A 22,564-nucleotide genomic window follows, 5' to 3' on the forward strand; every position below is an offset into this window, starting at 1 on the left:
GCGTGACGTTCCCGAAACCGGCGGCGTGTCGGCTGCAGACACTCCTCCGCAAGCGGGTGGTGCCCCCAACGCTCGCGGAGATGAGGCGGGGCCGTGAGCGTCGCCACCGGCACCTTCACGCCGAGAACAGTTATTGTCGCGCGTGTGACCGGGCCCCACGACAAGCGCATCACCTACGCCGAAGCGTCGCGGGTGCTGCTGCGCGACTCCATCCTCGACGGGATGCGCGAGTTGCTGCTGACCCGGGACTGGGCCCAGATCACGCTGTCCGACGTCGCCAAGGCCGCGGGCATCAGCCGCCAGACGATCTACAACGAGTTCGGATCGCGGCAGGGCCTGGCACAGGGCTACGCGATGCGGCTGGCCGACAATCTGGTCGACCAGATCAACGACGCGATCAACGGCAACATCGGCGACGTCTACGCCGCGTTCCTGCAGGGCTTCCGCGACTTCTTCGCCGAGTCCGCCGCCGACCCGCTGGTGATCTCACTGCTGACCGGAACGTCCAAGCCCGACCTGCTGCAGCTCATCACCACCGACAGCGCGCCGATCATCACCCACTGCTCGGATCGGCTCACCGGGTCGTTCATGAGCAGCTGGGTGCGCTGCAGCCAGGAGGACGCCGGTGTGCTGGCCAGGGCGATCGTCCGGCTGGCGATGAGCTACATCTCGATGCCGCCGGAGGCCAACCACGATGTGGCGCGGGATCTGGCCCGGCTGATGGAGCCGTTCGCCGCACGCTACGGCGTCATCGAGACGAGCTAGCGAGGTCGCCGTCGCGCGGACTCTGAGGTCGGCGCACCACGATGTCGGCGCACCACGATGTCGCTGCGCCACCGCAGGAAGATCGCGACGGCGACGACTGCGATCGCGCCGCTGACCAGATGTGAGGCCGCGTAGCCGTATTCGCTCACGATGGTGCCCGCCACCACGTTGCTCAGCGATGCGCGGATGCCCTGCATGGTCATGACCGCCGCGAAACCCACGTTGAACCGGCCTGTCCCGGCCAGCAGGCGTTCGACGGCGACCGGCGTGACGATCCCGATCAGACCCGCGCCGACGCCGTCGAGCATCTGCACCGGGAAGATCGACCAGAAGCCGGTCTGGGTGCCGGCGATCAGGCCGCGAATTGGCAGCGCGCACAACGCCGTCAGCATCACCGCGGCCAGGCCGAAGCGGCCGATGAGATACGGCGTCGCCAGCGCGACGGCGACCATCGTCACCTGTGCCACGCCGGTGATGATCGCCGTCGTGCGGAACGGTGTGCCCAACTCGATGGCGAACTGCTGGGCCACCAGCCTGCTCATCGGCGCATTGCCGAAGTGGAACATCAGCAGCAGGACCGACAGCAGCACCAGGCCAGGCGTGGAGATCAGCACCTTCAAGCCCGACGGCGCGTCGGTGTCGTCGGTGTCGGATTCGGACAGTCCACGGGCAGTCTGGTGATCGATGCCCTTCGGGTTGATACAGCCGGCGGCGATCACCGCGGCGACGGCGGTCAGCAGCATCAGCCACACGATCGCCTGCTCGCCGTACAGCGACACGGTGATGAACACCGCGGCCAGTGACACCACGTTGCCCGCGTGGTTCCAGACCTCGTTACGGGAGACCTGCCCGCTGAACAGCTTCTGGCCGACCAGCCCGAGCGTGAGACCCATCAGCGCGGGACCGATGACGGCGCCCACCACCGCGGTGCCGATCTGACCGACCCACACGATCGTCGGGGTGGGCGCGGCCAGCGTCAGCAGCGCGACCGCCGTGACCACGACGACCGGTATGGCCACCAGGGCCCGCTTGTAGCGGGTGCCGTCCACCAGGGCGCCGAACATCGGCGTCGCGACCAGCCCGATGAGCCCGCCGACCGTCGCGATCGCACCCAGCGCCATCGACGACCACCCCCGGGTCGCCAGGAACGCGTCCAGGAAGGGACCGAGGCCGTCCCTGGCGTCGGCGAGGAAGAAGTTCAGAGCCGCCAGGGCCACCAGAGATCGCCTCGTCAGGCCCGTCGACTCCGATGCCACCGCACACCACCTGTTCCCCGAATTGGCGTGGCGGTTTACCCCCGGCGAATCGGCCGTCAAACAGCCCGGATGGTGACGTCACATCCTCATTCGCTACGGTGGTGCAGGACCCTCTGGCCGGCAGAGCGCGATACGCGCCTGTCCCGCGAGCCCGCAGGCTGGGGGAGTCGGCGCGGAAGTCCGTGCGCGGCCGAGATGTATTCGCCGCCGCCCGGCCCGCGCACTCACCGGCAACTACAGTCCGCCACGCGGCGACTGACACGTGACAAGGGGCTCTACATGACAGCAACACAATTGACCGCTGACGTCCGCAACGGCATCGACTACAAGGTCGCTGACCTGTCGCTGGCCGAATTCGGGCGCAAGGAGATTCGCCTCGCCGAGCACGAGATGCCCGGCCTGATGGCGCTCCGCCGCGAATACGCCGATGTCGCCCCGCTCAAGGGCGCGCGTATCTCCGGCTCGCTGCACATGACCATCCAGACCGCCGTACTGATCGAGACCCTGGTCTCGCTCGGCGCCGAGGTGCGCTGGGCATCGTGCAACATCTTCTCCACCCAGGACCACGCGGCCGCGGCCGTCGTCGTCGGCCCCAACGGCACCCCGGAGGAGCCCAAGGGCACCCCGGTGTTCGCGTGGAAGGGCGAGACGCTGGAGGAGTACTGGTGGGCCGCCGAGCAGATGCTGACGTGGCCGGGCGAGCCCGCCAACATGATCCTCGACGACGGTGGTGACGCCACCATGCTGGTGCTGCGCGGTGCGCAGTTCGAGAAGGCCGGCGTGGTTCCGCCGGCCGAGGACGACCACTCCGACGAGTACAAGGTGTTCCTCAGCCTGATCCGCGAGCGCTTCGAAACCGACAAGGACAAGTGGACGAAGATCGCCGAGTCGGTCAAGGGCGTCACCGAGGAGACCACCACCGGCGTGCTGCGCCTGTACCAGTTCGCCGCCGCCGGTGAGCTGTCGTTCCCCGCGATCAACGTCAACGACTCGGTCACCAAGAGCAAGTTCGACAACAAGTACGGCACCCGCCACTCGCTGATCGACGGCATCAACCGCGGCACCGACGTGCTGATCGGCGGCAAGGCCGCGCTCGTCTGTGGCTACGGCGACGTCGGCAAGGGCTGCGCCGAGGCGCTCAAGGCGCAGGGCGCCCGCGTCGCGGTCACCGAGATCGACCCGATCAACGCCCTGCAGGCGCTGATGGACGGCTTCGAGGTCAAGACCGTCGAAGAGGCCATCGGCTGGGCCGACATCGTCATCACCGCCACCGGCAACCAGGGCATCATCACCCTCGACCACATGCGGTCGATGAAGCACCAGGCGATCCTGGGCAACATCGGTCACTTCGATGACGAGATCGAGATGGCCCGCCTGGAGCGCGACAAGGACATTCGGCGGATCAACATCAAGCCGCAGGTCGACGAGTTCATCTTCCCCGACGGCCACTCGATCATCGTGCTGAGCGAGGGTCGTCTGCTGAACCTGGGCAACGCGACCGGGCACCCGTCGTTCGTGATGAGCAACAGCTTCTCCAACCAGGTCATCGCGCAGATCGAGCTGTGGACCAAGAACGACGAGTACGACAACGAGGTCTACCGCCTGGCCAAGCACCTCGACGAGAAGGTCGCCAAGATCCACGTCGAAGCCCTCGGCGGATCGCTGACCAAGCTCACCAAGGAGCAGGCCGAGTACATCGGCGTCGACGTCGACGGCCCGTACAAGCCGGAGCACTACCGCTACTGACGTGTCGAGACGCTGGAGAGCGGCGACGCTCGGACTCGCGCTGGCCCTGACGTCATGTCAGGGCCAGCCGTCCGAGGAGCCGGAGGTGGTCACCTCGTCTCGGCCGGCGCCCGAGGTGCGCCACGACACCGAGGAGCTGGCCCGGACGTTCCCGGCGCTCGGCACCCCGGTGTCCGCGTCATGGATCATCTGGAACAATTCCAGCGACGAGTCGTCCAGGCTTCGGCTGGAGTGGATCGACGCCGTCGCGCAGGTGACGCCCGAGACCATGAAAGAGCTTGTGGCGAAGGGCAATGCCGAAGACCTCGGGCACCAGCCCGCGGTGCAGAAGATGCTCGAATCCGATTTGCCGCCCGGGCCGTTCCTGACCGGCGTGGAACTGAACATGCGGTTCGGCGCCGTACGCAGGAGCACGCGGGTGTTCCTGGACCCGCCGCGCGACACGGTCGTGCTGCAGTCCAGCATCGCCGGCTCGGGATGACGCCCGATCTGGCGCGCTAGGCCACCTGCAGCGTCACGTACCGCGCCGAATCCGTGGGCAGTAGGCCGAGTTGGCGGTACACGTTCGATCGCCAGATCGGCGCCTGGGAGTTGACCACGATGCCGCCCAACGCCCACCCGTGCATCTGCCCGTCACCGATGACTACCGTGAGGTCGGCCGCCGGATCTTGAGACAACAGCTTGTCGCGGAACGCCAGTGCGCCGGGATAGAGCTTTTCCGACGTGCCGATGTACACCGTGGTCGGGGGCAGGCCGGTGAGGTCGGCCGCCGAGTACGGGTTCACGCGTGGGTCGTCCATGTCGAGCTCGCCGTTGAACCGTGGACCCTCACCCGCCGCGTGCCGGGGCAGAATCGGGTCGTCGATGGCGTCGATCGCCGGGCTGCGCAGCGTCAGGTGCAAAGCGGGGGAGACGAGCACCATCCGTGACGGCCGCGCTTGCGACACCACGCACTGCACGTCAATCCTGCAGCGCTGCACCAATTCCCGCACCACCAGCACGGCGTACGAGCCGCCTGAGGAATCTCCGTACAGGCTGACGTTGTCGACGCCGTGGGTGGCGATCAGCGCGGCCAGGTAGTCGGCCATCGGTGGCACCAGCGTCGTCGCGGTGCCGGTGCTCTTCGGCGGGGCGAGCGGGTAGATGGGTACCAGGACGGTGGCGCCGGTGTCGCGGGCCATCTGCGCATAGTCCGACCAGTGCAGGATGTTGGCCTCGGATTCGAAGCCGCCGCCGTGAAGCGCGACGACGACCTCACCCGACGGCTTGGGGGAGGCGATCTCCCAGATCTTCCAGCCGTTGTACTGACCTTCGGTGACGTCCAGTCCGCGCATCAGCGGCGCCGGCGGGTCGGTGATGATGGACGCCCCGGCGAGGCCGGTCAGCAGCTTGATGCCGGTGGTCTCGTTGAGCCAGCGCAGGGTCCGCAGGATCCCGACGACCAGCTGGTCGCTGTACGACGGGGGCCCGGTGACGATGGTCCTGGGCCCGGCGGCGACGTCGTTGAGGCCGAGTTGGCGGTAGATGTCCGGGCGCACCTTCGGACCCGCCGAGGTGAACGGCAGACCGCCGAGCGCCCAGTCGTGAAACTGTCCTCGCCCGATGACGGTGGACACCACACCGCCAGCAGCGGACCACTTGTCCTGCAGCGCAATGATGTTCGGCAGCACCGGCTCCAGTTCGCCGACGTAGATTGTGGTCGGCGGGAGCGCGGCGAGGACCTCGTCGGAGAGGAACAGCGGGCTCACGATCGGATCGGTGAGCTCGACACCGTCGTTCCAGTGACTGCCGGCTGCGTCGTCCGGGGGGACAGACAGCAGCACCATGCCGGCCGGGACCGGCGTGCCGGCCAGGATGAGCTCGCGCACCGCGGCCAGTATCAGCGTGGATCCTGCCGAGTCGGCGTAGAGGCTGACGTTCGCGGCGCCGCGTGCGGTGATCTGGTCGGAGATGAAGTGCGCCATCGCGGGTACGACCTGGAGCGCCGTGCCGGCCTGGGTGCTCGCCCGCGGGTACATCGGCACGATCACCGTCGCACCGGTGTCGCGGGCCATATTGGCGTAGTCCAGCCAATGCGTCACCAACGGTCGCAGGATGAAGCCGCCGCCGTGCACGGCGATGACCGTCTTTCCCGTCGGGTTCGGCGGATGGAACTCCCACACGTCCCACGTGCCGCCCGCGACCTCGTACTCGGTGCGCCGCACGTCAAGCCCGGACCTCACGAACCATGGCGGCCTGGCCCTCTCCAGGAACCGGCCGATCTGGCCGTAGAGGTCGATGCCGACGACGCTGGAGACGCTGCGCAGGACCCGCAGGCCCGCGACGACGATCTGGTCGACGAGCGTCGGCTCGTCGGTGTAGCTGAGCGAGTTCGCCGGCATGACGAGGGTCTGACTCGCCGGGGCGGGCGTTGGTGCCGGAGCGACCGGGTCGAGGTCGCGACGCGACGCGGCCGTCGTCGTCAGCAGGTGCCCGACCGCGGCGGGCACCGGATCGTCGTCGTCGACCGGATCTCGGTCGTTGTCCGGGTCCTCGTCGATGTCGATCTCGATGTCGACCGTCACTGCGGCGTCGGCCCCGTCGGCCCCGTCGTCCTCGGTGACGTCGGCCCCGTTGCCGTCCTCCTCCGGATCGTCGTCGGCGCCGGTGGGGTCATCGGCGGCGACGTCCTCCGAGGCGACGTCCGCTGCAGTCCGCGAGTCGCTCTCGGAACCCCGCGTCTTCACCCCGTCGTCGCGCGATGCCGGAGCCTCCGACGCCGACGACGAGCTGCCGGTGTCGTCGGCCGACGCGACCCCGCACCCCAGTCCCACGAACACCGCCGCGCCGATCCCCGCTGCCACAGCGAAATTCGCGCCTTTGCCGATTCCATCCCCGCCCCGCACTTGTAGAACTATGGAGGGTCGGTTCGTGGCAGTCAATGTTTGCCTGCGCTAGGCACGGTGGCGCTGGATTAGGCTCACCCGGTGCTCATCGTGATCGAGGGAGTGGACGGCGCGGGGAAACGGACGCTGACCGAGGGGCTGCGCGCCGCGTTCGAGGCCGACGGTCGCTCCGTCGCGACACTGGCATTCCCCCGCTACGGGGTGTCGATTCCCGCGGACGTCGCCGCCGAAGCGCTGCACGGCAAGCACGGCGATCTCGCCGAATCGGTGTACGCGATGGCGATGTTGTTCGCGATGGACCGGGCCGGTGCGCGCGAGGAGATCGAGCACCTGACGGCGGCCCACTCCGTGGTCATCCTCGACCGCTACGTCGCGTCCAACGCCGCCTACAGCGCGGCACGTCTGCATCAGGGAGTCGACGGCGACGTCGTCGCCTGGGTGCGCGACCTCGAGTACGGGCGGCTCGGCCTGCCGGTCCCGAATTGGCAGGTGCTACTTGATGTTCCGACGGAACTGGCGGCCCAGCGCGCAGTGAACCGGGCGGCTGAGGAGGTCGACCGCGCCCGGGACGCCTACGAGCGCGACGACGGCCTGCAGCGCCGCACCAGTGCCGTCTACGCGGCGCTCGCCGCGGCGCAGTGGGGCGGGCCGTGGGCGGTCGTGCCACCCGACGTCGATCCGGCCGAACTCGCGGGCCGACTGGGGCAGTCTTGACCATCGCGTAAACAGCGCGAACTCCCGCGGAAGCGATTACGCTCCGCCTTGGGGTAGTCGCCACGGCGGCAGGTCACTTCAAGGGGGAATTGATGCTGGTTCCGACGCGTAAGCAGATGGCCGCCACGACGACGCTGGACGAGGTGCTCCTCCGCGTCAGGGCGGCGAACGAGCGGTTCGATCAAGGCAGGCACGCCGAAGCGAGAACGCTGGCCTGCCATATCGGCGCGCTGGTCCATCACACGGATCCGGCCACCGCGGTGATCGAGCGCCTCGCTCTGCCCGACGCGCTCACCTGGGTCGACACCGCCGGTGTGCCCAACCCGAAGGTCGCCTGCCCGACAGCCGGCCTGACCCTGATGAAGATCCGCGGCCGGCATCACGGCGCCGAGACCTACGTGCCCAAACTGGCCATGTATCCGCCCGCCCCGATCCGCACCCGCGCCGGCGAGCAGATCTACAGCGGCTCACGGATCCCGTTCGAGCACTGGTGGACGAACCCGGTGATCCGGGACACCGACGGAGCGCAGTTTTCGCGACAGCAGTTGATCCTCGCGCTGGGCGACGTCGACGATCGCGAGGCGCAGGCCGCCCGCCGAGCGCTCACAGGCAGCGCGTCGCTGGGCTGGGTGATGTCCGAGACCGCAGACGGCCCGTCGACGCCGCTGTGCGCAAGCCCCGTCATCGCCAGCGTGCGCCAGATCGGATATGAAGTGTTGCAATCCATTTCAGAACAGCGCGACCTTCTTCAGCCCGCCTGCTAGACAAGAGTGCGCCGGCCAAGGGCCGGCAGCGCTCTAAATCGATCTGGAGTTCTGCCGGAGGCGTTCGTGCCGACGCGGTCGCAGGCGCGAGTGCTGCAGCGTTCCTCAGCGAGTGCTGCAGAAGTCCGACGGAGAGCTCGCCTCGATCGGGGCCCATCGGCGTCGACGACAGCGCGCTCGGCGGGCGCAGATGGCCGCCCCGATGAGGCAAAGCGGGGCCAACTCTGCTAAAGACTGCAAATCGCCCAGCGTGGTAGCGGAGTTTTATCGCTATCTGGTGACACCATGGACACCATGAGGCAAAGGATCCTGGTAGTCGACGACGACCCTTCGCTCGCCGAGATGCTGACCATCGTGCTGCGGGGCGAGGGTTTCGACACCGCAGTCATCGGTGACGGCACCCAGGCGCTGACCGCGGTGCGTGAGCTGCGGCCCGACCTGGTGCTGCTGGACCTGATGCTGCCCGGCATGAACGGCATCGACGTATGCCGCGTACTGCGGGCGGACTCCGGCGTGCCGATCGTCATGCTCACCGCCAAGACCGACACCGTGGACGTGGTGCTCGGCCTGGAGTCGGGCGCCGACGACTACGTGATGAAGCCGTTCAAGCCCAAGGAGCTGGTGGCCCGCGTGCGCGCCCGGCTGCGGCGCAACGAGGACGAGCCCGCCGAACTGCTGTCCATCGCCGACGTCGACATCGACGTCCCCGCCCATAAAGTCACCCGGCAGGGCGAGCAGATTTCGCTGACACCGCTGGAGTTCGACCTGCTGGTGGCGCTGGCACGCAAACCGCGCCAGGTGTTTACTCGTGATGTGCTGCTCGAACAGGTGTGGGGTTACCGCCATCCCGCCGACACCCGTTTGGTGAACGTCCATGTCCAGCGTCTGCGGGCCAAGGTTGAGAAGGACCCGGAGAATCCGCAGGTGGTGCTGACCGTTCGAGGAGTGGGATACAAGGCCGGACCTCCGTGATCTTCGGCTCGAGGCGGCGCATCCACCGCCGGTCAGCGCCGCTGGTCCGGGGATTGGGTGTGCTGGGTCGGGCGTTGAGTCTGGCGTGGCGACGCTCTCTGCAGCTGCGCGTGGTCACGTTGACACTGGGTCTGTCGCTGGTGGTCATCCTGGTTCTCGGGTTCGTGCTGACCAGCCAAATCACCGACCGCATTCTCGAAGTGAAGGTGGGCGCCGCCACCGAGGAGATCGAGCGCGCCCGCACCACCGTCAGCGGCATCGTCGGCGGCGAAGAGACCCGGTCGCTGGACAGCAGCCTGCAACTGGCCCGCAACACCCTGATCGACCGCAAGGCCGACGCCGGCGCGGGCCTGGCGGGGACGTTCGACGCGGTGCTCGTCGTCCCCGGCGACGGACCCCGCGCGGCCACCGCGGCGGGACCGATCGACCAGGTGCCCGCCGCGCTGCGCGACTTCGTCAAGGCCGGGCAGGTCAGCTACCAGTACGCCACGGTGCACACCGAGAGCTTCTCCGGCCCGGCGCTGATCGTCGGCAGCCCGACCACGTCGTCGACGTCATCGGTGACCAGCCTTGAGCTGTACCTGATCTTCCCGTTGAACAACGAGGACTCCACGATCGCGTTGGTCCGGGGCACCATGGCCACCGGAGGCGTGGTGCTGCTGGGTCTGCTCGCCGCGATCGCGCTGCTGGTGGCCCGCCAGATCGTGTTGCCGGTCCGCTCGGCGTCGCGGATCGCCGAACGGTTCGCCGAGGGACACCTCAGTGAACGCATGCCGGTCCGCGGCGAGGACGACATGGCGCGGCTGGCGGTGTCGTTCAACGACATGGCCGAAAGCCTGCAGCGCCAGATCACCCAGCTGGAGGAATTTGGAAACCTGCAGCGCCGCTTCACCTCCGACGTCAGCCACGAGCTGCGGACCCCGCTGACCACTGTGCGGATGGCCGCCGATCTGATCCACGATCACGCCGAGGACCTGGAACCGGCCCTGCGGCGCTCGACCGAACTGATGGTCAACGAACTGGACCGGTTCGAATCGCTGCTCAACGATCTGCTCGAGATCTCGCGCCACGATGCCGGCGTCGCCGAACTGGCCGTCGAGGCGGTGGATCTGCGGTCCATCGTGCAGAAGGCGCTCGACAACGTCGGACACCTCACCGAGGATGCCGGCGTCGAGATGGACGTCGACCTGCCTGCCGAGGAGATCATCGCCGAGGTCGACCCGCGCCGCGCCGAACGGATCCTGCGCAACCTCATCGCCAACGCCATCGACCACGCCGAACGCAAGCCGGTCCAGATCCGGATGGCCGCCGACGTCGACACCGTCGCCGTCACCGTCCGCGACTACGGGGTGGGCCTGCGTCCCGGCGAGGAGAAGCTGGTGTTCAGCCGTTTCTGGCGCGCCGACCCGTCCCGGGTGCGCCGCTCCGGCGGCACCGGTCTCGGACTCGCGATCAGCATCGAAGACGCGCGGCTGCACCAGGGCCGCCTCGAGGCGTGGGGCGAGCCCGGCAAGGGCGCCTGCTTCCGGCTGACGCTGCCGCTGGTGCGTGGCCACAAGGTGACCTCGAGCCCGCTGCCCGTCAAACCGATCGACATCTCGGGCGGCCCGTCCCAGCGTCGGCAGGTCCGGGACCGCGAACCGGCCGGGGAGAGCGTGTGACGCGCCCGCTGGCCGCGCTGCTGTCGGTGCTCGTGCTGATGCTGGCTGGATGCGCCGGGGTGCCCAGCTCGTCGTCGCCGCAGGCGATCGGCACCGTCGACCGGCCCGCGCCACCGAGCCTGCCCAAGCCCACCGCAGGCATGGACCCCGACGTCCTCCTGCGGGAATTCCTCAAGGCCACAGCCGATCCCGCAAACCGCCACCTGGCCGCGCGTCAGTTCCTCACCGAGTCCGCGTCCAGCACGTGGGACGACGCGGGCAGCGCCCTGCTGATCGACAACGTGGTGTTCGTCGAAACCCGCTCGACCGAACGGGTTTCGGTGACCATGCGCGCCGACATCCTGGGCTCACTGTCGGATATGGGTGTCTTCGAGACGGGGGCGGGCGCGTTGCCCGATCCCGGGCCGATCGAGTTGATCAAGACCCCGGGTGGATGGCGCATCGACAGCCTGCCCAATGGAGTCTTCCTGGACTGGCAGCAGTTTCAGTCCACCTACAAGCGGCACACCCTCTATTTCGCGGATCCCACCGGCAAGACCGTGGTACCCGACCCGCGCTACCTCGCGGTGTCCGAGCCGGACCAGCTGGCCACCGAACTGGTGAGCAAGCTGATCGCCGGCCCGCGCCCCGAAATGGAGAACACGGTGCGCAACCTGCTGGGCCCGCCGCTGCGCCTGCGCGGCCCGGTGACGCGTGCCGACGGCGGCAAGACCGGCATCGGTCGGGGTTACGGCGGCGCCCGGATCGACCTGGAGAACCTGTCGACGACCGACCCGCACAGCCGGCAGCTGCTTGCGGCGCAACTCATCTGGACGCTGTCGCGATCCGGGATCAACGGCCCGTACGTCATCAACGCCGACGGCGCCGCGCTCGATGATCGGTTCGCCGATGGGTGGGACACCGGCGCTGTCGCCGCGACCGACCCCGGTGCCGCCGACGGTGCGGCGGCGGGACTTCACGCACTCGTCGGCGGGTCGCTGGTGCGGCTCGACGGTCAGCGAGCACCGAAGGTCGCGGGTCCGTTCGGGCGGATGCCGGGGCAGACCGCGGCGTCGCTGTCGCGCACCGGCCAGGAGGTCGCCTCGATCGTCACGCTGCGCCCCGGGGCGCCCGACATGGCGTCGTCGCTGTGGGTGGGCCCGTTGGGCGGCGAGGCGTCCCAGGCGATGGACGGCCGCAGCCTGAGCAGACCCAGTTGGTCACTGGACGAAGCCATCTGGGTGGTCGTCGACGGCAACAACGTCGTCCGCGTGATCCAGGACGCCTCCGGCCTGCCGGCCCGCATCCCCGTCGACGCCACCGCGGTGCTGACCCGCTTCCCCGGTGGCATCGCCGACCTCCAGCTGTCGCGCGACGGCACCAGGGCGGCGATGGTGATCGACGGCAAGATCATCCTGGCCGGGGTCGAGCAGACGCCCGGCGGCGGATACGCGCTGACCTATCCGCGCCGGCTGGGCTACGGGCTGGGAGAGACGGTGGTGTCACTGTCGTGGCGCACCGGCGACGACATCGTCGTCACCCGCACCGACCCGCAGCATCCGGTGTCCTACGTCAACCTCGACGGGGTGAACTCCGACGGACCCAGCCGCAACCTGCTGATGCCCGTGCAGACGGTGGCCGCCAACCCGTCGACGGTGTACGTCGCCGACGGCCGCGGTGTGCTCCAGCTGTCCGGCTCGGCGGCCGAGAACCCGGGATGGGTCGAGGTGCGTCCGCTGATGGCGGCGGGCGCCGTGCCGGTGTTACCGGGCTGACGCCAAACGTGTTGCCAGAACAGCCCTCTGGCAGCGAGCCGACAGAAGGGTAGTGCGATGTCGATTGAGGTTCCACGAAAGACAGTGCTCGCGGGAGCCGGAGTCGGCCTGGTGGCCGTCGCGGTGGCCGCCTGTTCGAGTGGTTCAGATTCGGGGTCGTCCGGGTCTTCTGGGTCTTCCGAGTCTTCTGGGTCCTCAGGGTCTGCGGAGTCGTCGGTATCGTCGGCGCCGGGCAAGGCGCTCGCGCCCACGGCCGATGTACCCGTCGGGTCGGGGGTCATCGTCGGCGAGGTGGTGGTGACACAGCCGGAGGCTGGTGACTTCAAGGGATTCTCCGCGGTGTGCACGCACACCGGGTGCCTGCTCAACGAGATCGCCGACGGGACCATCAACTGCCCGTGCCACGGCAGCAAGTTCAGCCTCGACGGCGCGGTGGTCAACGGCCCGGCGACCAAGCCGCTGGAAACCGTCGCGATTCGGGTGCAAGGGGACTCGATCGTCGCGGAGTAGGGGCTCGCTTGTTGCGGCTTGCCCGAAGTTCCCCGCGAGAGTGAAGCCACGGCTGTGACTGGCGGGCGAATCGCGGCCAGGAATGATATTTCGCGGCAGGTGGCGGGGCAGGGGAGCGCGGTTGTCGGTCGCTAACGGCACGCTGAGACCGTGCTCGACCTCATTCTTCCCGTGCAGTGCGGTGGCTGCGGTGCCGCCGCCACCGCCTGGTGCGCAACCTGCCAGAACGAGCTGAGCGTCAAGGACGACGAGCCGCACCTGGTGACCCCGCGACTCGACCCGGGCGTGCCCGTCCTGTCCCTCGGCCGCTACGCCGGCGCGCGCCGCAAGGCGATCGTCGCGCTGAAGGAGCACGGCCGCGCTGACCTGCGGCACCCTCTCGCCGGCGCGCTCGGTGACGCCGTCGACAAGCTGCTGATCTGGGGCGTCCTGGCCGCTCCGCTGGCCCTCGTCCCGGCACCCACCCGACGCTCCGCCGCGCGCCGCCGTGGCGGTGACCCCGTCACCCAGATCGCCCAAGGAGCTGCCGCCGCCCGTCCGGATGTCTCGGTCGCGCCCGCCCTGCGCTTCAAAGCCTTCACCCGTGATTCGGTCGGGCTGTCCAGCGCGGGCCGACAGCGCAACGTCGCCGGCCGGGTCCTGCTGCGCGGGGGAGTCGCCGGACCGGCCGTGGTCGTGGACGACGTGGTGACCACCGGCGCCACCGTCACCGAATCCGTCCGCGTCCTGCAAACCGCAGGCGTCGACGTCGTTGCTGTGCTCGCGCTGGCCCACGCATGACCCGTCAGGGGCTATTACTGCCACATCAAACGGACATGAAGAACTGAAAACAGGTCGGCTGAATTAGTGGCACTGCAGGTGAACAGCGACTACCGTCGGCACCAACCAACCGTGAACATCTCACGGCGGCGCTCAAGACGCGAGTGAGCCGGTATCGCGACAGCGATAGGAGGTGAGTAGTCGACACCTTGCACCGGCGAGTGGCGCGACCATGACTGCCCCGTCGGCGCGATTTCTTATCAGCCGGGCACGCATCGTCGTGCTAACGCGAAAGAGAATCGAGTTGCCAAGTATGTCAAGTAATTCCGTGGATTCCGACAGCACGATGGTGATGGACGACGACACCGCAGTGTCCGACGCGCTCAACGCCGAGGTGGTGGTCAAAGGTCGCAACGTCGAAGTGCCCGATCACTTCCGCCTCTACGTCGCCGAGAAGCTGGCACGCCTGGAGCGATTCGACCGCACCATCTACCTCTTCGACGTCGAACTCGATCACGAGAAGAACCGGCGTCAACGCAAGAACTGCCAGCATGTCGAGATCACGGCGAAAGGCCGCGGCCCCGTCGTCCGAGGGGAAGCCTGCGCCGACAGCTTCTACGCCGCGTTCGAGTCGGCCGTCGGCAAACTCGAAGCCCGGCTGCGCAAGAGCAAGGACCGCCGCAAGATCCATTACGGCGACAAGACCCCCGTATCGCTGCACGAGGCGACGGCGCTGGACCGCCTCGACGCCGCGTTCGCGCGAACGGAGATCGGCGCGGCCCCCACCGAGGTGGCCGTCGACGACCATGAGCCCGGTCGCATCGTGCGCACCAAGGAGCACCCCGCCACCCCGATGACCGTCGACGATGCGCTCTACGAGATGGAGCTCGTCGGCCACGATTTCTTCCTCTTCCATGACAAGGAAAGCGACCGGCCGTGCGTGGTGTACCGGCGGCACGCCTACGACTACGGCCTGATCAAGCTGGCCTGATCAAGCCGGCCTGATCAAGGCTCGGTTGAGACCTCGCTGCTGAGAATCCCCCGGGAGCCGCCCCCGCTGCTTCCGGGGGATTCTTCTTTTCAACCGGCACGGCCGAGACGCCTAACCAGCGATTTCGCCGCGTCGCCTACGATGGTCTGCGTCTGTCGCGATGCCGCATCCGACAAGAGCAGACGAAGAAAAAGGGTAAACAGCGTGCTGTCGAAGTTGCTTCGTATCGGCGAAGGCCGCATGGTCAAGCGCCTCAAGGGGGTGGCTGACTACGTCAACACCCTGTCCGACGACATCGAGAAGCTGTCCGATGCCGAACTGCGTGGCAAGACCGAGGAGTTCCGCGGGCGCCTGGAGAGCGGCAAAGAGGACCTCGACGACCTGATGCCGGAGGCGTTCGCCGTCGTCCGGGAAGCGGCCTGGCGGGTGCTCAACCAGCGCCACTTCGACGTCCAGATCATGGGCGGCGCCGCGCTGCACTTCGGCAATGTCGCCGAGATGAAAACCGGTGAGGGCAAGACCCTGACCTCGGTGCTTCCCGCCTACCTCAACGCACTGCCCGGCAAGGGCGTGCACATCGTGACGGTCAACGAATACCTGGCCAAGCGCGACGCCGAGCAGATGGGCCGCGTGCACCGCTTCCTGGGTCTCGACGTCGACGTGATCCTGGGCTCGCTGACGCCCGACCAGCGGCGCGCGGCCTACAACGCCGACATCACCTACGGCACCAACTGGGAGCTCGGCTTCGACTACCTGCGCGACAACATGGCCCTGCGCCTCGAGGACTGCGTCCAGCGCGGCCATTACTACGCCATCGTCGACGAGGTCGACTCCATCCTGATCGACGAGGCCAGGACCCCGCTGATCATCTCCGGTCCCGCCGACGGCGGCTCGAACTGGTACACCGAGTTCGCCCGCCTGGCGCCGATGATGAAGGCCGACGTCCACTACGAGGTCGACATCAAGAAGCGTGTCGTGGGCATCAACGAGCTCGGTGTCGAGTTCGTCGAAGACCAGTTGGGCATCGAGAACCTCTACGAAGCCGCCAACTCGCCGCTGATCAGCTACCTCAACAACGCGATCAAGGCCAAAGAACTGTTCGAGCGCGACAAGCACTACATCGTCCGCGACGGCGAAGTGTTCATCGTCGACGAGTTCACCGGCCGCATGCTCGTGGGTCGCCGCTACAACGAGGGCCTGCACCAGGCCATCGAGGCCAAAGAGCATGTCGAGATCAAGGCGGAGAACCAGACGGTCGCCACGGTGACGCTGCAGAACTACTTCCGCATGTACAACAAGCTCGCCGGCATGACGGGTACCGCCGAGACCGAGGCCGCCGAGCTCCACGAGATCTACAAGCTCGGCGTGGTGCCCATCCCCACCAACCGGCCCATGATCCGGACCGACCAGTCCGACCTGATCTACAAGACTGAAGAGGCCAAGTACATCGCCGTCGTCGACGACGTCAGCGAGAAGTACGAGAAGGGCCAGCCCGTCCTCATCGGCACCACCAGCGTCGAACGCTCCGAGTTCCTGTCCCGTCAGTTCGAGAAGCGCCGCATCCCGCACAATGTGCTCAACGCCAAGTACCACGAGCAGGAGGCCGGCATCATCGCCGAGGCCGGCCGGCTCGGCGCGATCACCGTGGCCACCAACATGGCCGGCCGCGGCACCGACATCGTGCTCGGCGGTAACCCCGAATATCTGCTGGACCGCCGGCTGCGCCAGCGCGGGCTCGACCCGATCGAGACGCCCGAGGAGTACGAGCAGGGCTGGCACGAGGAACTGCCGCACATCAAGGAACAGGTCGCCACCGAGGCCAAGGACGTCATCGCCGCCGGCGGGCTGTACGTGCTGGGCACCGAGCGTCACGAATCGCGACGCATCGACAACCAGCTGCGTGGCCGCTCCGGTCGTCAGGGTGACCCCGGCGAGTCGCGGTTCTACCTGTCGCTGGCCGACGAGCTGATGCGCCGGTTCAACGGCGCGACGCTGGAGACGCTGCTCACCCGGCTGAACCTGCCCGACGACGTGCCGATCGAAGCCAAGATGGTCTCTCGCGCCATCAAGAGCGCCCAGACCCAGGTCGAGCAGCAGAACTTCGACATCCGCAAGGAAGTTCTGAAATACGACGAGGTGATGAACCAGCAGCGCAAGGTCATCTACGGCGAGCGTCGTCGGATCCTGGAAGGCGAGAACCTCGCCGAGCAGGCCCACAAAATGCTCATCGACGTCGTCACCGCCTACGTCGACGGCGCCACCGCCGAGGGGTACTCCGAGGACTGGGATCTGGAGAAGCTGTGGGAGGGTCTCAGGACGCTCTACCCCGTCGGCATCGATCACAACGATCTGATCGACTCCGATGCCGTCGGCGAGCCTGGTGAGCTCACGCGCTCCGAGCTCCTCGATGCACTGACCGCCGACGCCGAGCGTGCCTACGCCGAGCGGGAAGCCGAGATCGAGGAGATCGCCGGTGAGGGCGGCATGCGGCAGCTGGAACGCAACGTGCTGCTCAACGTGCTGGACCGCAAGTGGCGCGAGCACCTCTACGAGATGGACTATCTGCGGGAGGGCATCGGGCTGCGTGGTCTGGCCCAGCAGCGCCCCGAGGTGGAGTACGCCCGCGAAGGCTACGACATGTTCATCGCCATGCTCGAGGGCATGAAAGAGGAGTGCGTCGGCTTCCTGTTCAATGTCCAGGTCGAGCGTGCCGCCGGCCCCACGGTCGCCGCGCAGGCCGCCCCGTCCGGACTCGCCGAGTTCGCCGCCGCGGCGGCGCAGCAGGCGGGCGCCGTCGCCACCAAGGAGCGACCGGCTCCAACCGGGCTGCGCGCCAAGGGGATTGACGACAGTGCTCCGCCGCTGACCTACTCCGGCCCGTCCGAGGACGCGGACGGCTCGGTAGAGGTCAAACGTGCCGGCGGAGGGCGATCGACCGGTGGCACCCGGAAAGAACGTCGCGAGGCCGCCCGCCAGGGCAAGGCCGGCGGCAAGCACGCCAGGCGCCGCTGACCTCAACCGATCTGCAGCGCGACCAGCCGCCAGCTGTCGCGATGCCGTTCGATTCGGCCTGCAATGGCGTGCACACGACCGCTGCGGCTGAAGGACGCGAACACCTCCGCGGCGGTCACCTCACCGGCGGCTCCTGTGTCGACCGACCGCAGCCGGACCCGGCGCAGCGTGGCGCTGCCCGTGCGCGGGGCGCAGGCACAGGCGATGACGCAGTCGATGAGGAACGGCGTCATCAGCGGACGAAGTTGCGCGACGGGCCTGCGCCGGTCGATCACCTCGATCACCTGGCGCAGTGCGGTCTCGGCGAACACCGCAGCCGAACGCGGCGGCGGCGCTTCCTGCACCGGGGCCCGGTGCGCGCGCAGCGGGCGCGGCGAGGGGCGGCGTAGCGCCGCCCCCGACGGCATCGGACACGGCGACGGCGGAAACGGCTGGGGGACCGGTTCGTAATCGATGATCGGCGCGGTGACCCATGTGCCACAAGACGGGGCCGCCAGGTGTTCCGGCGGAATTGGGGATGCGGTCATGAAATCTCCAGCAGTCGACGGGCGTCTGCCGGAGAGTTACAGACCTCACAATGATCCCACGCACTCTGGGCCCCGGAGAGCACCCGTTCTGCGGACGCCCAGAATCTGCGGATAACGTGGCACAGTCTGACGTTCTCTGACAGATCTCGAAGGAGGCAGGGCCGCCCATGGTGACCAGGTTGTCGGCGGCGGATGCCTCCTTCTACCAGCTGGAGAATTCGTCGACGCCGATGTACGTCGGGACGCTGCAGATCCTGCGCAAGCCGCGCAACGGGCTCAGCTACGAGACGCTGCTGGCCACCGTGGAACAGCGTCTCCCGCAGATCCCGCGGTACCGGCAGAAGGTTCGTGAGGTGACTCTCGGCCTGGCCAGGCCGGTCTGGGTAGACGACCGCGACTTCGACATCACCTACCACATCAGGCGTTCGGCGTTGCCGTCCCCGGGCAGCGATGCCCAACTGCACGACCTCGTTGCCCGGCTGGGGTCCCGGCCGCTGGACAAGTCACGGCCCCTGTGGGAGATGTACCTGGTCGAGGGGTTGGCCAAGAACCGGGTCGCCATCTACACCAAGTCCCATCAGGCTCTCGTCAACGGCATGACGGCGTTGGAGATCGGCCACGTGATCGCCGACCGGACCCAGAAGCCACCGGAATTCGGCGAGGACATCTGGATCCCCGGCCGCGAACCCAGCGACCGTCAGCTGCTGGTGGGTGCGCTCGGCGAGTGGATCATGCGCCCGACCGCGCAGGCTGCCGCGGTACGCGCGGCGGTCACCGACACGGTGTCCAGCACGTCCCACATCGTCGATCTGGGCCGCCGTGTCGCCGACGTCGCCCGCACGGTCGCCCGCGGCACGGCTCCGCGCAGCCCCCTGAACACGACCGTGTCCCGCAACCGCAGGTTCTCGGTGGCCACCGGCAGCCTCGACGAGTTCCGCATCGTGCGCGCCCGATACGACTGCGACGTCAACGACGTGGTGCTCGCCATGGTCACCGGCGCCCTGCGGAACTGGCTGTTGTCGCGCGGCGAGCCGGTGACGACGACGACGTCGATGCGCGCGATGGCGCCGATGTCGGTCTATCCCGACGCCGAGATCGACTCGTCGAGCCCGGGTCAGGCGATCAGCGAGGTGGCCCCGTTCCTGGTGGATCTGCCTGTCGGAGAATCCAATCCGGTGGTCCGGCTGTCGCAGATCTCGCATGCCACCGAAACCCATCCGACGGCCTCCAGCCTGGTCGACGCCCGAACCATCGTCACGCTGTCGGGTTTCGCTCCGCCCACCCTGCACGCCATGGGGATCCGGGTGGCCACCAGCTTCTCGGCCCGCCAGTTCAATCTGCTCATCACCAACGTTCCGGGTCCGCAGCACCAGATGTATGTCGCAGGCACCAAATTGCTGGAGACCTACGCCGTGCCGCCGTTGCTGCACAACCAGACTTTGGCGATCGGCGTCACGTCCTACAACGGGATGCTCTACTTCGGGATCAACGCCGACCGTGACGCGATGAGCGACGTCGACATGCTGCCCAGCCTGCTGCGGGAGGCCCTCGATGAACTGGTGGAAGCCGCGCGGTGACCGGTCTGTAGCACCCCCGGAATTGACCTGCGGACGGTGCCGAGGTCGAATGTTCAGCAATGGCTGACATCTCTGAGCGCAAAGTGACCGCTGTCCCCGCCGCCGAACCGGCAGATTCGGCGGGCGAGCCGCCGCCGCACCCGGTGCTCGACATCCCGGTCGAAGAGGAGAAGATCAGCCGCTCCCGTGGCATGGACTGGGTGGTGTTCGGGGTTACCGCCGTCATCGCCATCGCATTCCTGGTCTGGGGTTTCAGCAGCACCGAGACGCTGGCCAGCGCCTCCAGCGCCGCGCTCACCTGGGTGATGGACAAGACGGGCTGGCTGTTCGCACTCACCAGCACCGGGTTCGTCGTCTTCGTGCTCTACCTGGCACTCGGCCGCTACGGCACCATCCCGTTGGGCCGCGACGGCGAGGAGCCGGAGTTCAACGGCGTGTCCTGGGTGGCCATGATGTTCAGTGCCGGCATGGGCATCGGTCTGATGTTCTACGGCGTCGCCGAACCGCTGTCGCACTTCGCCACCCCGCCGCCCGGCACCGGCCCCGAGGGCAACCCCGAAGCGGTGCAGACCGCGCTGGCCACGACGCTGTTCCACTGGACTCTGCACCCGTGGGCGATCTACTGCGTGGTGGGCCTGGCGATCGCGTACGGCGTGTACCGGAAGGGCCGGCTGCAGCTGATCAGCGCGGCGTTCGAACCTCTCATCGGTGCCCGCGCGCACGGGCCGCTGGGCAAGGTCATCGACATGCTGGCGATCTTCGCCACGCTGTTCGGTTCGGCGGCGTCGCTCGGCCTGGGCGCTCTGCAGATCCGCAGTGGGTTGCAGATCGTCGCAGGCATCGGCGAGACGGGCAACGCGATCCTGGTGATCATCATCGCCGTGCTGACGGCGGCCTTCGTGCTGTCCGCGGTGTCCGGGATCGCGCGCGGCATCCAGTGGTTGTCCAACATCAACATGGTGCTGGCCTTGGCACTTGCGCTGTTCGTGTTCGTCGTCGGCCCAACGGTTTTCATCCTGAACCTGCTCCCGACCGCACTGGGCAGCTACTTCGCCGACCTCAGCATGATGTCGGCACGAACGGGTGCCGAAGGTGCCGACGTCAACACGTGGCTGCAGTCGTGGACGATCTTCTACTGGGCGTGGTGGGTGTCGTGGACGCCGTTCGTCGGCATGTTCATCGCGCGGATCTCGCGCGGGCGCACCATCCGGCAGTTCGTCGGCGGAGTGCTGCTGGTCCCCAGCGTCGTGTCGCTGGTGTGGTTCGCGGTGTTCGGCGGCGCGGCCATCAACGTCCAGCAGAACGGCACCGACCTCGCCGGTGAGGGCGGCGTCGAGGCGCAGCTGTTTTCGCTGCTCGACCAGTACCCGATCGCGACGGTCGCCAGCGTGGTCGTGATGATCCTGGTGGCGATCTTCTTCGTCTCCGGCGCCGACGCCGCCTCGATCGTCATGGGATCGCTGTCCCAGCGGGGCACCATCGAACCGAGCCGGGGCACGGTCGTGTTCTGGGGAGCGGCGACCGGCTCGGTGGCCGCGGTCATGCTTCTGGTGGGCGGCTCGGACGCGTTGACCGGGTTGCAGACGATCACGATCATCGCCGCGCTGCCTTTCCTTCTGGTGATGGTCGCACTGGCGGTGTCTCTGCTGAAGGATCTACGCCGCGACCCGAAGGTGGTGCGCCGCCGGTATGCCGCCGAGGTGGTCGACAGCGCGGTCATCTCGGGCGTCACCCAGCACGGCGACGACTTCATCCTCTCGATCGAGAAGGACCCCGACGCCGACCACCACGCATCGCCGTCGCAGCCGCGCTGAGGACAGGCGGGTGGCCAAGAAGAAAGCGGCGAAGAGCGCGCTCGCCAGGGACGTCTACGACGCTGAACTGTTCCGTCTGCAAACGGAACTGGTGAAACTTCAGGAGTGGGTCCGGGTCACCGGCGCGCGGGTGGTGATCGTGTTCGAAGGTCGTGACGCCGCGGGCAAGGGCGGGACCATCAAACGGATCACCCAGTACCTGAGCCCGCGGGTCGCCCGGATCGCGGCGTTGCCCGCCCCGTCGGATCGTGAACGGGGACAATGGTATTACCAGCGCTACATCGAGCACCTTCCTGCCAAAGGGGAGATCGTGCTGTTCGACCGGTCCTGGTACAACCGGGCCGGCGTGGAGAAGGTGATGGGGTTCTGCACCCCGGCCGAACACGCGCTGTTCCTGCGGCAGACGCCGATCTTCGAGCAGATGCTGATCGAGGACGGGGTGATCCTGCGCAAGTACTGGTTCTCGGTGTCCGACGACGAGCAGTTGCGCCGCTTCCGCTCCCGGCTCAAGGATCCGGTCCGGCAGTGGAAGCTCTCTCCGATGGACCTCGAATCGGTGTACCGGTGGGAGGACTACTCGCGGGCCAAGGATCAGATGATGGTGCACACCGACACCCCGTTGAGTCCCTGGTTCGTCGTGGAGTCCGACGTCAAGAAGCATGCGCGGCTCAACATGATCGCGCACCTACTGTCGACCATCGACTACTACGACGTCGACACCCCGAAAGTGAAGCTGCCCAAGCGGCCGGTTCTATCCGGTGACTATGTGCGTCCGCCGCGGGAACTGTCCACCTATGTCGACGATCACGTCGCGACGTTGATCGGTGACACCGACTGACCGACTACTGTCCACGGGG

The 22,564-nt window shown here is 67.7% G+C and carries 18 protein-coding genes; 15 read left to right on the forward strand and 3 right to left on the reverse strand.

Features of this window, described 5'->3' with window-relative positions; genetic code table 11:
* Positions 1-93: 93 nt before the first annotated feature.
* Positions 94-765 carry a TetR/AcrR family transcriptional regulator gene (locus EL337_RS07200; protein WP_109519747.1) on the forward strand — a complete coding sequence of 224 codons (672 nt, stop codon included), beginning with the start codon at positions 94-96 and terminating at the stop codon, positions 763-765.
* Here EL337_RS07200 and EL337_RS07205 read toward each other — a convergent pair.
* Entirely contained in the window at positions 762-2,021 is a 1,260-nt protein-coding gene (locus tag EL337_RS07205; RefSeq protein WP_048630335.1) for an MFS transporter, read from the reverse strand. The genes EL337_RS07200 and EL337_RS07205 overlap by 4 nt on opposite strands.
* A gap of 279 nt (positions 2,022-2,300) precedes the next feature.
* On the opposite strand from EL337_RS07205, the gene ahcY reads away from it, so the two are divergent.
* Together ahcY and EL337_RS07215 are read left to right on the forward strand one after the other, a co-directional pair.
* On the forward strand, positions 2,301-3,767 hold the full coding sequence (gene ahcY / locus EL337_RS07210; RefSeq protein ID WP_048630336.1) for an adenosylhomocysteinase: 1,467 nt from the start codon (positions 2,301-2,303) through the stop codon (positions 3,765-3,767).
* A 1-nt stretch (position 3,768) separates the two neighbouring features.
* Entirely contained in the window at positions 3,769-4,248 is a 480-nt protein-coding gene (locus EL337_RS07215) for a hypothetical protein (protein ID WP_048630337.1), read from the forward strand.
* Positions 4,249-4,264: 16 nt separating this feature from the next.
* Here EL337_RS07215 and EL337_RS07220 read toward each other — a convergent pair whose 3' ends face one another.
* Positions 4,265-6,652 (reverse strand): alpha/beta hydrolase, encoded by a 2,388-nt coding sequence (locus tag EL337_RS07220; RefSeq protein ID WP_235666615.1) that lies wholly within the window; start codon positions 6,650-6,652, stop codon positions 4,265-4,267.
* An 81-nt stretch (positions 6,653-6,733) separates the two neighbouring features.
* On the opposite strand from EL337_RS07220, the gene EL337_RS07225 reads away from it, so the two are divergent.
* The 9 genes from EL337_RS07225 (at position 6,734) to secA (ending at position 17,789) form a co-directional block, all read left to right on the forward strand.
* A complete protein-coding gene (locus EL337_RS07225; RefSeq protein WP_048630338.1) occupies positions 6,734-7,366 on the forward strand; it encodes a dTMP kinase in 633 nt (210 codons plus the stop codon).
* 92 nt (positions 7,367-7,458) lie between these two features.
* Positions 7,459-8,130, forward strand: coding sequence for a hypothetical protein (locus EL337_RS07230; protein ID WP_048630339.1), 672 nt, complete (start codon positions 7,459-7,461; stop codon positions 8,128-8,130).
* A gap of 285 nt (positions 8,131-8,415) precedes the next feature.
* Complete coding sequence (mtrA, locus tag EL337_RS07235; protein ID WP_024448556.1) at positions 8,416-9,102, forward strand: two-component system response regulator MtrA; 687 nt, start codon at positions 8,416-8,418, stop codon at positions 9,100-9,102.
* Positions 9,099-10,763 (forward strand): MtrAB system histidine kinase MtrB, encoded by a 1,665-nt coding sequence (mtrB, locus tag EL337_RS07240; RefSeq protein ID WP_048630340.1) that lies wholly within the window; start codon positions 9,099-9,101, stop codon positions 10,761-10,763. Before mtrA ends, mtrB begins: the two co-directional genes overlap by 4 nt.
* 38 nt (positions 10,764-10,801) lie before the next feature.
* Positions 10,802-12,517, forward strand: coding sequence for an MtrAB system accessory lipoprotein LpqB (gene lpqB / locus EL337_RS07245; protein ID WP_232786716.1), 1,716 nt, complete (start codon positions 10,802-10,804; stop codon positions 12,515-12,517).
* 57 nt (positions 12,518-12,574) lie between these two features.
* The gene (locus EL337_RS07250) at positions 12,575-13,027 is read left to right on the forward strand and encodes a QcrA and Rieske domain-containing protein (protein WP_048630342.1); all 453 of its coding nucleotides are present in this window, start codon (positions 12,575-12,577) and stop codon (positions 13,025-13,027) included.
* Between the two features lie 150 nt (positions 13,028-13,177).
* Positions 13,178-13,807, forward strand: a complete 630-nt coding sequence (locus EL337_RS07255; RefSeq protein WP_048630343.1) for a ComF family protein — start codon at positions 13,178-13,180, stop codon at positions 13,805-13,807.
* Positions 13,808-14,099: 292 nt separating this feature from the next.
* On the forward strand, positions 14,100-14,777 hold the full coding sequence (gene hpf / locus EL337_RS07260; RefSeq protein WP_048630344.1) for a ribosome hibernation-promoting factor, HPF/YfiA family: 678 nt from the start codon (positions 14,100-14,102) through the stop codon (positions 14,775-14,777).
* Positions 14,778-14,981: 204 nt separating this feature from the next.
* Entirely contained in the window at positions 14,982-17,789 is a 2,808-nt protein-coding gene (gene secA, locus EL337_RS07265) for a preprotein translocase subunit SecA (RefSeq protein ID WP_048630345.1), read from the forward strand.
* A gap of 2 nt (positions 17,790-17,791) precedes the next feature.
* Here secA and EL337_RS07270 read toward each other — a convergent pair whose 3' ends face one another.
* A complete protein-coding gene (locus EL337_RS07270) occupies positions 17,792-18,316 on the reverse strand; it encodes an Rv3235 family protein (RefSeq protein ID WP_048630346.1) in 525 nt (174 codons plus the stop codon).
* A 167-nt stretch (positions 18,317-18,483) separates the two neighbouring features.
* Here EL337_RS07270 and EL337_RS07275 point away from each other — a divergent pair, with 167 nt between their 5' ends.
* The 3 genes from EL337_RS07275 to ppk2 are packed head-to-tail and all read left to right on the forward strand — an operon-like array spanning position 18,484 to position 22,545.
* The gene (locus tag EL337_RS07275; protein ID WP_048630347.1) at positions 18,484-19,893 is read left to right on the forward strand and encodes a WS/DGAT/MGAT family O-acyltransferase; all 1,410 of its coding nucleotides are present in this window, start codon (positions 18,484-18,486) and stop codon (positions 19,891-19,893) included.
* Between the two features lie 59 nt (positions 19,894-19,952).
* Positions 19,953-21,707: a BCCT family transporter gene (locus EL337_RS07280; protein WP_048630348.1), complete on the forward strand. Its 1,755-nt coding sequence runs from the start codon at positions 19,953-19,955 to the stop codon at positions 21,705-21,707.
* Positions 21,708-21,717: 10 nt separating this feature from the next.
* The gene (gene ppk2, locus EL337_RS07285; protein WP_048630349.1) at positions 21,718-22,545 is read left to right on the forward strand and encodes a polyphosphate kinase 2; all 828 of its coding nucleotides are present in this window, start codon (positions 21,718-21,720) and stop codon (positions 22,543-22,545) included.
* Positions 22,546-22,564: the final 19 nt, after the last annotated feature.

The organism is Mycolicibacterium aurum (genome assembly GCF_900637195.1).
GTDB classification, from domain to species: domain Bacteria; phylum Actinomycetota; class Actinomycetes; order Mycobacteriales; family Mycobacteriaceae; genus Mycobacterium; species Mycobacterium aurum.